Consider the following 12,776-nt stretch of genomic DNA (forward strand, 5'->3'; position numbering starts at 1 on the left):
TATTACTTCTCATATTATTAATATTAGCCGCGCTAATGACAGTCTTTTCGTCAAGATTGTTGATAGCTGCGATAAGTCTTGCTATTACCAGTGTTATAATAACACTCTTGATGTTCAAGATGAATTCACCGCTTGCGGCAGTTTTTGAACTGTCAATATGCGCCGGTTTAATAACCGTAATATTTATAAGCACTATCAGTTTCGTTAAACCGCTGTCCCTGCAGGAAGTTACCGAATTCAGGAAAAAACGTATTAAAAAATATATATTCTTACCGGTAGTCCTTGCATTAGCCGGTTTAGTAGTGTCAGTAGTAATCAAGCCGCTTAGTTTTAACCTTCCGGAAATAATGCAGGAAACAAGCGTCCGGAATGTAATATGGAATTTGAGACAAGTTGATTTATTGGGACAAGTGATTATATTATTAGTAGGTGTATTTGGTATCGTGGTATTATTTAAGGATATACAGAAAAAATGAGTCTTACTAACCCTGAATTATTAAGAATTTTTATCATATTTATCGTTTTGCTTATTGTTATAGGTTTTTATTATATTCTTGCAACAAGGAATTTAATAAGGATATTACTCGGATTAGAAATAATAACAAAAGCAGTTACCTTGGCGATAATAGTTGTAGGGTACATAACAAATAATATGCCTTTGGCTCAGTCGCTGGTTATAATTATTATAATAATTGAAGTTTTCGTAATAGCAATAGCCGCAGGCGTTATTATACGTATATATAAACACACAGATTCAATTGACGTCCGTAACATAAAGACATTAAAAGGTTAAACCCCTCAACTCTTTCTTCTCCCCCAAGGGGGAGAAGATTACTCATTTCTTTCCTCTCCCCAGTGGGGAGAGGATAAAAGGTGAGGGGTAATTATAAGAATTTTAGTTGAGTTTTTAACAAATTGAGGTTATAATGGATAGATTAATTCTTTTACCGCCGGTTGTGTTTATAATTCTTTTAATAGTAAGTGTTATAATGTCTTTGGTTTTTTCTAAATTGGCGTTCAAAGGACATGCCACTACGGGTAAGCTGAAACAATATGCTTGCGGTGAGGACATCCCAGTCCTGCAGTTGAAACCTGATTATAGCCAATTTTTCAAATTCGCATTGTTTTTTACAATTATGCACGTAGTAGCGCTTATTTTAACTACTTTACCAAGAGGGTTTACTTCCGGGTACGGGATAGCAATTGTTTATATTATAAGTGCAATTGTCGGTTTATTAATATTATTTAGGAGATGATGTATGGTAGTTGTTGAAAAATTAGTTAATTGGACAAGAATAAAATCACCATGGATTATACATTTTAATTCCGGTGCCTGTAATGCCTGCGACATAGAAATTCTCGCAGCATTAACTCCGACTTTTGACCTGGAGCGGTTCGGAGTAGTGCTAAAAGGTACGCCAAGACATGCTGATGTGCTTGTTTGTTCTGGTCCTGTCACGCGACAGGTAAAAGACAGATTAGTAAGAATTTATGAACAAATGCCCGAACCTAAATTTGTCGTTGCTGTTGGTACCTGTGCATGTTCAGGCGGTGTTTTTGATGGATGTTATAACGTATGTGGCGGAATAAACACCGTAATACCGGTATCGGCGTATATTCCCGGATGTCCCGCAAGCCCCCAAGCAATTATAGACGGTGTAGCTAAACTGCTTGGTAGTCTTAAGATGAAATAAATATACATACGTTCCATAATTAGAAGTATAAATTAAGATTAGAGATTGGAAGCAAGAAGTAAGAAGTAAGAATTGTCATTCCCGAGTGTTTCTATCGGGAATCTATCAATAGATAAAAAGAATAGTATATCAGTTGTAAGTTTTTTAAATTTCTGCGTAATCTATGTTTTTTTCTGTGTAATCTGCGATTTAAAGGATGTTATAATATGACAAAAGAAGAAGAAGTCCAGCAGCAATTGTTAAAAAGTTTCAGTTTTCTGGAAGGAAAAATAAGAATACAGAGAGTAAGGCGTATTTTTGTTGATGTTCCTACGGATAAATTTGAGGAAGTACTTAAGTTTTTAATGAATAAGGTTAATTTTAACATACTCTGCACTATGACAGGTGTTGATGATGGGAGTACATTAGGATTCATTTATCATTTAACAAGAACAGACGGTATTGTCATCAATGTAAAAATAAGTGTACCTAAAGATAATCCAAAAATTAAAACAATTATTGGTTATTTCCCGGCAGCGGTAATTTATGAACGAGAAGTAGTAGATTTGCTAGGTGCCAAAGTTGAAGGTCTTCCCGAAGGTTCAAGGTATCCTTTACCCGACGGCTGGCCTGAAGGGCAATACCCGTTAAGAAAAGACTGGAAGTCGGATGTGCTTAAGAAGTAACTTTTAACATTAATTATCAAGAAAATAAAAAATAGAAGAATTTATAAAATTCACCAACAAAGAGAGATTTAATTTCCGGAGATAATGTGAAGGAGTTGGTGTTAAGTCAGAGAATAGAAAATAAAATATATTTTATCCGCGGACAAAAGGTGATGATTGACCGTGATTTAGCAGAGCTTTATGGAGTAGCAACAAGAGTATTAAATCAAGCTGTTCGGAGAAATTCAGAACGTTTTCCCAAAGATTTCATGTTTGAATTAACTTGGGTAGAAGCGAAATCTTTAAGGTCACAAATTGTGACCTTAAACAATGATAATAAGGTAAGTTCTAAGAGAGGTAAGCATATAAAATATTTACCATATGTTTTCGCGGAGCAGGGCGTTGCTATGCTTTCAAGTGTGTTAAATAGTAAAAGAGCAATCCATGTAAATATTCAGATAATGAGAACATTCACAAAGTTAAGAGCGTTACTTTCAACACATAAGGACTTACAAAGAAAAATAGAAGAAATGGAAAAGAAATACGACCAGCAATTCAGAGTAGTATTTGATGCAATAAAGTCATTGTTGACACCGCTGGAACCAAAACGAAAAAAGATAGGATTTTTATAAAATTTACTAAGAAAATAAGCAATTCAGTAAGGAGGATAATTAAGTGGCAAGAATAACAATACCAATTGGTCCGCAGCATCCTGCGCTAAAAGAACCCGAAAGTTTTAGAATAACATTAGAAGGCGAGAAAATAGTGGATGTTAGCTTGCGGTTGGGTTACAATCATCGCGGTATTGAAAAAGCTTGCGAGGAACGTTCATACACACAGGATGTTTATCTTCTTGAACGTGTTTGCGGTATCTGTTCACATTCACATTCCACTTGTTTTGTCCAGGCAGTAGAAGATATAGCCGCAGTTCAAGTCCCCAAACGGGCGCTTTATATACGTACACTTATTGCGGAACTTGAACGGGTACACAGTCATCTTCTCTGGCTTGGTGTAGCGGGTCACGAAGTTGGTTTTGATACTTTATTTATGTATACATGGCGTGACCGTGAAATAGTAATGGATATCTTTGCAAAAGTTACCGGTAACCGTGTTAATTACGGAATTAATACAATCGGTGGGGTAAGACGTGATATTTCAAAAGAGGATTTGCAGGAAATTTTTAAAGCAATGGATGTACTTGAAGAAAGGACAAAATATTACATTCAGGTAGCGACCCAGGAAGTAACACTTATAAATAGATTGTCAAATGTAGGAAAATTATCACGCGCCGATGTGGAATCCTACGGTGCAGTAGGTCCTGTTGCTCGCGCTTCAGGTGTTGATAGGGATGTCAGACGTGATGACCCTTATGCAGCATATGATGAGGTTTCATTTAAGGTTATTACAGTTAATAATGAAGATGTTTACGGTCGTACGCTTGTCCGGGTTGGCGAATTAATGGAATGTTACAGTATTATACGGCAGCTTATCAAAAATATGCCTGACGGTCCTGTTACGGTTAAAGTACCAAGAAAAATACCGGCAGGTGAAGCACTTAGCCGTTACGAAGCGCCACGTGGTGAAGATGTCCATTATGTAAAATCCAACGGTACTGAAAAACCTGAAAGGGTTAAAGTAAGGGCGCCTACACTTGCTAATGTTAAAGCTGTATTAAAGATGCTTGAAAATTATAATCTTGCAGATTTACCGATAATTGTTGCAGCAATAGACCCGTGTTTTTCCTGTACCGACAGGACAATATCAATAAAAAGGCGGGATACCGGAAAAACCGGAGTTATGGACTGGGAATCTCTAAGAAAATACAGTATTGAGTGGTATAGAAAAAAAGGAATAAAGTTTTAATATGATAACATCATTATTTTACATTTTAGTGTTTCCCGGTTTGTTGTTTTTGAGTACTTTTGGCATGTTTTTAGAATATGTTGACAGGAAATTATGTGCGAAATTACAGAACAGGGTTGGTCCTCCCTGGTTCCAGCCGTTTGCAGATTTTGTAAAATTACTTGCCAAAGAAGACATTGTTCCCGAAGAAGCTGAAAAGATAATGTTTAAGTCGTTACCGTTCGTAGCGTTAACAGCGATAGTTACCTCGTTTGTATATATACCGATTTGGGGAACTGATGCACTGGTTTCTTTTAATGGTGATGTTATTGTCGTTTTATATTTATTATCTATACCTACATTGACATTTTTTCTTGCAGGGTATTCATCGCAATCTTTGTTTTCACTTATCGGCGGTATCCGTGCATTAACTCAGTTTTTTGCTTACGAAGTCCCGTTATTTCTTGTTATTTTATCAGCTGCACTGCTTGCTGGTACCTGGTCAATAAGTGAAATGAGTGCGTTTTATAACCAGCATCACTGGTACTGGGCGTGTAATTTACTCGGTTTTGCAATAGCACTTATTGCACTTTTAGGTAAATTGGAAAAAGTCCCTTTCGATATTCCTGAAGCGGAAACCGAGATAGTCGGAGGAACTTTTACCGAGTATAGCGGCAAACTACTTGCAATTTTCAGGCTGGCAATAGACATAGAAGTGGTTGTCTGTGCAGCACTTATAGCTGCAGTATTTCTGCCTTTCGGTATGGATTATAATCCGGCAATTGGTTTTACACTGTTTATATTAAAAGTTTTGTTTATAGTTGCTTCGCTTTCTTTGCTGCGCACAGTGTTTGCAAGGTTAAGAATAGACCAGATGATAAATTTCTGTTGGAAATATATAGCACCGTTAAGTTTTTTACAATTGTTGATAGACATTATACTCGAAGGTAGAATAAAATGATAAAACCAGGCAAAATGGCAAGACAGGTAATTTCTTCAGTTTTTAAGAAAGCAGCTACAACTAAATACCCGTTTGTTAAGTTCGAGATGCCAAAGACTTTTAGAGGGAAGATAAAATTCCTCCCGGAAAAATGTATCGGCTGCAAGCTTTGCATGCGGGATTGTCCGAGCAACGCGATAGAAATAATAAAAGTAGGCGATAAGAAGTTTGAGGCAGAGTTCAGGTTGGACAAATGTATATACTGCGCCCAATGCGTAGATTCCTGTATGAAGGAAGCGCTCGAGACAACCAACGAATTTGAACTTGCTCAGCTGGACAACAAAAAACTAAAAATTAAATTTTAGTATAGGAATTTCAGTATTTTTTTGTAGTTGCACGCCCTTGGCGTGCCTAATTTACATGCCAGATTTTAAAACAATATTAAAAAAGAAGCTTAAAGATGCAAAGAGAATTGCCTTTCTCGGCATTGGTTCTGAGCTGAGAGGCGATGATATTGCAGGGCTTCTTGTTGCAGAAGAATTAAGCAAGTTTAAGAGTAAAAAATTAAAGATTTTTATCGGTTCTACGGCCCCTGAAAATATCACCGGCGAAATAAAAGATTATAAACCTACCCACATTCTCATTGTTGATTCCATGGATGCAGATAAAAAAGCAGGAACAATAACTATAATTAACCCTGAAGAAGTCGGCGGTGTATCTTTTTCCACCCATATGCTGCCTATAAAAATGATAGTTGATTATCTGGTTGCGTCTTTAAAATGTGAAATAATAATAATTGGAATTCAGCCCAAAATCCTGAAATTCGATAAAACTGTCTCGAAAGAAGTAAAAAAATCAGTAAAACAAATATCAAACATTATCAAGCAAATCGTTCAAGGAAAATAAATTAAAAAAACACTTGACAAAATACGAAAAATTCTTTATAATTATGATGTAGCGAGAAAAGCAAACCCACCAATTATTAGTGGTGGGGACGCAAAGTCGAAGCCCCGACGTAATGTCGGGGGGCTGGACTGCCGAAAACTTGTAAACACACGAATTGACACAAATAAAAGCAAACATCACGAATTAAACGCAAATATATATTCGTGGTAATTCGCGAGATGTTAGAAATTCGTGATAATTCGTGTAAGAAGGAAGCCGAGTTCTCGGCAGTTCACGGTATTTTGTAGCGGTGTGATTGCAAACCAACTAAAAAACTGGGAAGTCGGCTTTCTTTAAAGGTCAACCAAGGTTGCCAACTACGGAAAGTCAACCCACGAAAAAGGAAAAGATGCGAAGCAAAAGAAACGTTATATTATTAATAATAATTTTCTCCGCAATCATAGTGGGCATAGGGGTGTCCTTTGCGTTTGGAAATACAGTTAACCCCAATGCACCATCAGAAGTAAAACAGTCAATAGAAAAATGGGACAGCGGGCTGGATGAACGAAATGACCAGAATCAATCTGTTGAAAAGATGTCATTGCGAGGGAGTCCAACAAGGACGACCGAAGCAATATTAAAACAGGATTGCCGCGCTATTGCTCGCAATGACAATACGGCAGATGCAAATTTACGGACGCTTTTCCTGTCTTCACTCATCACACTCACATTCAACACTCCAATCCATTCACAAATTGAAATAGTAAAAAAAATACAAAAACTATACACAGTTGCCAGACACTATTTTGGACTTCCGATTTCTGGTTTAGGATTTCAGGTTGTTTCCGCTGTTTTCACAACCATAAAACGTTTTTTTGAAAAACTCATTGTATTTCTTCTTGGTTACGTAGTTGTTTTAAATCTAATCTTCAGTCTTTCAATCTTTCAATCTTTCAAACTTTCAAATCGCCTCTACTACAAATTTCAAAACCTCCGTCTTTAATTCTCAAAACCCGGCTATATAGCTAATAACTGTTAACTGATTACTTATAACGGTATTTTTTTGCTTATATTATAAGTTATGAGTTAAATGTTATGGGGCTTTTTTTTCACGCGCGCGCGTACACGCGTTCGGAGTCACGACGGTAAAAAAGTGGATTAGAGAATTGGGAATGGAAATGAATAAAGAACCCAACTGGTTATTAAATATAAAACCAAAAATGTCATTGCGACCCGCCATAGATTCAGTGGCGGAGAAGCAATCCATGAGATTGCTTTGTCGTTCATTTCATTCACTCCTCGCAATGACAAAGGCAACGATGTTGAGGACTGTCCCCTTTATCCCCATTTTCTTATTACTTGCTACTTCCTACTTGCTACTTCCCACTTCCCGGTTGTATGCTGACCAGACTGTATCTGATGCTACGTTTGTTTATGGGCGATTGTGGCCCACGGGGGCTTCTACTGGACTGAAATGCCGTACCTGGGATGGTACTAGCTGGAGTGACGAAGCAGACGGGCCGGATTCAACTGTTGGCGGACCTGTAATATATCAGGTGTTGAAATCATCTTCGCCTAACAATCCACTTAAGGTCTGGGGTGGATTGCGTGCTGACGGTATAATTTATGTTTCTTTTTGGAATGGTAGCAGCTGGAGTACCCCTAAAAAAATAAATTCTTCTAATCTAAATGTGGATCCTCAGACTACTACTCCCGGTCAGTATCCACAGGCAAAAATCTTTGATATCGCCTATTCTACAAATAACGTTATAGTAGTATGGACAACCGGTGATGGCACAACAACTACACAATTAAAATACAGTTTGTATGACTGGGACCAAAAGAGCTGGACAGTAGAAGAATCAAATGTGGATAATGCGAGTGTTGTAATTCCCGCTACTGCACAAAAGATTTCCTGGGTAGGTTTATATTCTTCGTCCAATACGGATATTACAACCAATCCCAATGCCGGTGAGGTAATGCTTGTATGGAGTCTTCCTGTTACGCAAGCTTCACCTGATGTCTATGCGGCAGTGTGGGCTTCGAGCGTTGCTTACTGGGTTAGACCCACACAGTTAAATTCCGGTGTTTCAAATGTGACTAAGCGTTGTTTCGATGCTGTTTGGGTAGATAGTATGTGTTATGTATTTACGCTAAATGATGGTGCTAATACGGTTAATATTGACAGATGGAATGGATATCTTTGGCAGGATTGGGGTTCTCCTGCTTGTGGTGGTGGTAGTTATGCTGCTTGGATAAAGGTTGCAGGCGACCCTACAAGTAAGAGAATTGCGATTGCTGTTGCCGACATCAATAATGATCTCTGGACGGGTTTGTTTAAACATGGTAATGCTCCAGCAACAATGACACAGGCGTTTGCAGCCAGGGAAACCGATTTAGAGACGGTAATGTTAGATTGTTTTGATATTGCTTATACTACGGGGACCGGTGATGCTATTGCAGTTTGGTCAGCGAATCCCTCCGGGAATAACACACATACACTGGACTGGGGAAAGTTTAATGGTGACAATGCCTGGGCAAACGGATCAAATATTGCTGTACCTTTAGGTTCAGATCCCCAACTTGTTACCTGCGGTATTGATGGTGTGAAATTTGGGGGTGGTATATTTGTTACTGCTGTTACCGATAGAGAAGCAGGTTATGTTATGAGATTTGATGCCACGAGTGGGGATTTTGCTACACCATATGGGGTACAAATTTCAAGTAATATAATAGGCAGGGTTGGTTCGCCGTTAGTTGTAAATGGTGATATTATGGTTTACGGTGTATCAAACAGAAAACCTGCATTAAGAACTTATGATGGTTTAAATAGAACATGGGGAGCGGAAAGTATTACTACATTAGGAACAAGGGATGCTAATTCCGGGTTCGTTAAGATAGCGGACTCATCAATACGGAACCAGCGGGTAGTTGTTGAACAAACCACAAAAGGCGAAATCTATGCACAGGCATGGAACGTTGATACGGGCTGGGGGACAGCACAACCACTTGTGTCCGCTCCTTATGATGAGTCACATTATGCATTATATCGGGAGTTTGATGTCGCTGTCCAATCACTTACAGGTGATTTTGTTGTTGTATATGTGAACAATGCCGGTAACCTTAAATATCAGAGTTATAGCGGTTCTAATAAACAGTGGGGTGGTGAAACATCTATAACTTATACAGCAACCGGCAGGGTTATCTGGCCGCGGCTTGAAGCAAACCCCAGCACCAGTAGTAATGAATTGCTTTTAGCTTTTATTGACCAGGCAGGCGGTTTATGGACAACGCCGTCAATGAACGTATTAGTTTCAACACAAGCTGTTCCGGCATTTACCACTTTTAATATAGCAAATCCTGTAAGCTCAGAAGCATTAGAACCGGCGCAGGGAGCTGTTGCAAGCGGATTAAATCAATATCAGCCTTCCGGTTTTTCAATTCAGCCGCAATGTTTTGATATCGCATATGAACAAGCAGGCGGATATCGCGGAATGATTACCTATGCAGCTGATGCCCGGCGTTATTTGAAATACAGGTTATGGATTTCTACTGCTGGCGCAATTGTTGGTGAAAAAAATCTTCAAAATGCTACCGATAACGTAACTCAGAATTACTGGGTAAAATTAGCTCCTTGTATTTCTACATGGACAATTGCCGTAGCGTTTACTAATTTAAATTATGGTGCAGCTTGCGCATCTTTAAATGTACAAGTATTTCAGGATGGCAATACTCTTGCGGATTCCATACCCGCTGCTAATACTCAGGTAATTGCCGGGGCGGCTGCTACAGGGATGGAGCCGCACCAGTATATGGCTACAAATATAGACCAGACACAACAATCCATGGATATGAATAGACCGTTTGATATTATGTATGTCCGGGGGTTGCCGCAAAAATTAGTTGCTGCGTATACATATGTGAATAGTTCAAAATTGTATTACAAGGTATACACCCTTGCCGCGGGTTGGACACCAGCATCACCCGGTGCATCTGATATTGATTTAGGTGCAGCTGGTGTAGGACCGACTATTCAACAGGTGCAATTGCATCCTGACCCGAATAAAGACAGCATTGGGTTTGTTGTTTTTCAGGCAGAGGACAGTGTCCTTCGTGTCAGCCGTTGGTTGGGTGACTCTATGGACAGTACAATTGAACCTGCTGTGGGTGGTACTGCAATAGTTCCTAATCTTGAACTAAGACAGGAAAATTTCTGGTTAGAACCCAGGAAGGATACAATAAAACCCGGTTCCATAATTACCACTCCTTCACCAAATAATGTTCATTTAAATACATGGACGAACCCTAATACATTTGTCGGTACATCAACTGACAATTTTGGTGTTAATAAAACAGAAGTATCTATTAAGAAGACCACCTGCACAGCGGATGGCTCAAACCCCTGGGACCAATACTGGAACGGCAAATCATGGGCGTATAATTCATATGAGACTTCGACATGGATACAAGCAAATTCAGGCTGGAATTACGGCGTATCGGCTTCCAGTGCGGTATCACCGGCAACATATTTGGTTAAAGCCCGCGCTACAGATGTGGGGGGGTTGGTTGAAGATAATTTTAGTGACGGTACAAACCAGATGACATTTGTTTATGATGTAAACCTTCCTTCCAGCACTGTAACTTATCCTAAGTCCACCTCTACATTGACTAATGAAAGTTATCTTAAAATTGTCTATTCGCAATCTAATATTACCATAAGCGGGAATTGTGCAGATGATTTGCCAGGACTTGTCTCTACGGCAACTATCCGGTTAAGTTGTGCAGGTAGTTCAACAAAAAAAGGTTATAATTGGAATTGGGGAACCGCTGTAACCGGAACATGGCAAAATTCATCTCAAAAAAAAGATATAACAATAACAGGAGGAAGTTGGAGTACTACAGTAAGCACAGCAGCATTTGGTGAAGATAATACTACTTATTATATTTCTGTACAAATATGTGATAAAGCCGGCAACTGGCAGGCAGCCCCATCAACAAATACTTTTGTTATTGATAATACCACGCCTACATCAACGGTTGCCTGGCCCGATTCTTCCGATTCCAACACTAACAAATACTCGGCATTAACAAATATTACAGGCGTTGCAACTGATAATTTCAATGTTGTTGTTACTTCTATAGCCATCTGTATAAAAGATGGAAACTATTGGAATGGCACTGATGCGTTTAATCAGGAAGGAATATATTGGAATACTGTTCCCGGTAACGCTAAGAATTGGAGTTATCCTGCCCCTACTCAACAGACAGACAATGCGATATACCAAATATTTACCCGTAGCGGGGATTATGCAGGGAACCAAGAGGCATCTGATTCAACTATCAAACGGGAATATGTTATTGATAAAACAACACCTACATCGGTGGTAGTACTTCCTGCAAATGGCGGTTGGTATGGTACGAATTCACTTCCATCTATATCAGGTACAGCCAAGGACGGTCCTGATGTTAATAGCCAGCAAAAGCTTTATGCAGTTTATACTGCAGTTCGCAACCTAACGTATTCTGCTACGTATTGGAATTGGAATGCTAGTGCATGGGATAATTATGATTCTGCTAATTCATGGTATCGTCATTCAACACCTTCAGATTTACCATTAAATGTTTCCTCTACTGTCTGGACAAGGACTTTCGCTAGTTGGGGTACGGTTTCCGGTTCGTCATTTTGTGTCATTTCAAAAGCACGCGATTTAGCCAAACCCAACAATTTCTATCAGGAATTACTTTCTTATTCAACTTTCTGGTGGGATGTAGATGTCGGTGTTTCAACAATGACCTATCCTATACCCGGCGGAGATTGTATCGCAAGCCCGTATTTTATAGGTGAAGCTACCGATACGATTGTTCCCGGGAACCCAAGCGGTAGGGTTTCGCTGGGTAGAAGGGTGGAAGTAAAACTGTTAAAAAAAGATACCGGCTTGTACTGGCAGAGTGATGGTGCATGGGTCGCTACGCTTCCTGAAGATAGTTGGCCATCAACTGAAAATCAGGCAGATTCAAGTTACTCGGTTAATAAAAGTACCTGGTCAATAAAATATAATTCTACTACTTCAGGCATGGAAACATTACCCTCAGGTAACTATCATATGTTCTGCCGGGTTGTGGATAATGCCGGCAATATACAGACCACATTTTCAAATTCCGGGGTTTATCGCTCAAGCGTTTCATTTTCAGTGGATGCACTCAGTCCATGCACATATATAACTATCCCTAACACTGATTTGGACACTGTAGCAAGAACAAATACATTGGCAACTATATCGGGTACTGCAAGTGACCCGCCTTCTTATACCCCGACTAAAGTTGTAGAGGTAAGAGTAGCGATACTTGACAGGTCACTTGGTAACGGCACAACTAGTTTCTGGTCGCCCGGGGGCAGCAATTGGGTTGATGGTTTAATAGTAACTCCTTCAACATATGCTGTCTGCTCACTGGATACTACGGTTACACCTATGAAATGGGGTTATCCGGTACCGAGCACTGCGTTGACCAGCGGTCATAAATATGAAGTATTTGCATGGGCGAAAGATAATGCAGGAAACTGGCAATCTAACCCTACTGCTAACCGCGGTGACAATTGGGTTTCTAATTCTACTTCATCCGTAAAGCGATTTTTATGGGATACTGGGGTTCCGACTTCATCAATGACGGCATTTACCTGTAATTCATTTCTATCGTCATTGGGAACAATATCCGGAACAGCAGCAGATAACAGCGGAGGAATTGGTGTCTATAATGTACAGGTCCGCATTT

12 protein-coding genes and 1 riboswitch are annotated in these 12,776 nt (G+C 39.3%); all 12 genes read left to right on the plus strand.

The features are described 5' to 3' along the window. The first annotated feature begins 35 nt into the window (after positions 1–35). A complete protein-coding gene (locus PHE88_06135; GenBank protein MDD5687390.1) occupies positions 36–476 on the plus strand; it encodes a hypothetical protein in 441 nt (146 codons plus the stop codon). Further along, complete coding sequence (locus PHE88_06140) at positions 473–793, plus strand: NADH-quinone oxidoreductase subunit K (GenBank protein MDD5687391.1); 321 nt, start codon at positions 473–475, stop codon at positions 791–793. Before PHE88_06135 ends, PHE88_06140 begins: the two co-directional genes overlap by 4 nt. A 133-nt stretch (positions 794–926) precedes the next feature. Next, on the plus strand, positions 927–1,256 hold the full coding sequence (locus PHE88_06145) for a hypothetical protein (protein ID MDD5687392.1): 330 nt from the start codon (positions 927–929) through the stop codon (positions 1,254–1,256). Positions 1,257–1,259: 3 nt separating this feature from the next. Continuing rightward, positions 1,260–1,694: an NADH-quinone oxidoreductase subunit B family protein gene (locus PHE88_06150; protein MDD5687393.1), complete on the plus strand. Its 435-nt coding sequence runs from the start codon at positions 1,260–1,262 to the stop codon at positions 1,692–1,694. Between the two features lie 206 nt (positions 1,695–1,900). Further along, positions 1,901–2,359 (plus strand): NADH-quinone oxidoreductase subunit C, encoded by a 459-nt coding sequence (locus PHE88_06155; GenBank protein ID MDD5687394.1) that lies wholly within the window; start codon positions 1,901–1,903, stop codon positions 2,357–2,359. 98 nt (positions 2,360–2,457) lie between these two features. Then, positions 2,458–2,970 (plus strand): ORF6N domain-containing protein, encoded by a 513-nt coding sequence (locus tag PHE88_06160; GenBank protein MDD5687395.1) that lies wholly within the window; start codon positions 2,458–2,460, stop codon positions 2,968–2,970. 43 nt (positions 2,971–3,013) lie between these two features. Then, positions 3,014–4,201 (plus strand): nickel-dependent hydrogenase large subunit, encoded by a 1,188-nt coding sequence (locus PHE88_06165; GenBank protein MDD5687396.1) that lies wholly within the window; start codon positions 3,014–3,016, stop codon positions 4,199–4,201. Position 4,202: 1 nt separating this feature from the next. Continuing rightward, on the plus strand, positions 4,203–5,141 hold the full coding sequence (locus PHE88_06170; protein MDD5687397.1) for an NADH-quinone oxidoreductase subunit H: 939 nt from the start codon (positions 4,203–4,205) through the stop codon (positions 5,139–5,141). Then, a complete protein-coding gene (locus PHE88_06175; GenBank protein MDD5687398.1) occupies positions 5,138–5,485 on the plus strand; it encodes a 4Fe-4S binding protein in 348 nt (115 codons plus the stop codon). The genes PHE88_06170 and PHE88_06175 overlap by 4 nt, the downstream gene beginning before the upstream one ends. A 55-nt stretch (positions 5,486–5,540) precedes the next feature. After that, positions 5,541–6,026 (plus strand): hydrogenase maturation peptidase HycI, encoded by a 486-nt coding sequence (hycI, locus tag PHE88_06180; GenBank protein ID MDD5687399.1) that lies wholly within the window; start codon positions 5,541–5,543, stop codon positions 6,024–6,026. A 49-nt stretch (positions 6,027–6,075) separates the two neighbouring features. Continuing rightward, positions 6,076–6,162, plus strand: a riboswitch (cyclic di-GMP riboswitch). 252 nt (positions 6,163–6,414) lie between these two features. Next, a complete protein-coding gene (locus PHE88_06185; protein MDD5687400.1) occupies positions 6,415–7,008 on the plus strand; it encodes a hypothetical protein in 594 nt (197 codons plus the stop codon). 175 nt (positions 7,009–7,183) lie between these two features. Continuing rightward, on the plus strand, positions 7,184–12,776 hold a 5,593-nt coding region (locus tag PHE88_06190), incomplete at its 3' end, for a hypothetical protein (GenBank protein ID MDD5687401.1).

The organism is Elusimicrobiota bacterium (assembly GCA_028718185.1).
Lineage (GTDB): Bacteria > Elusimicrobiota > UBA8919 > UBA8919 > UBA8919 > JAQUMH01.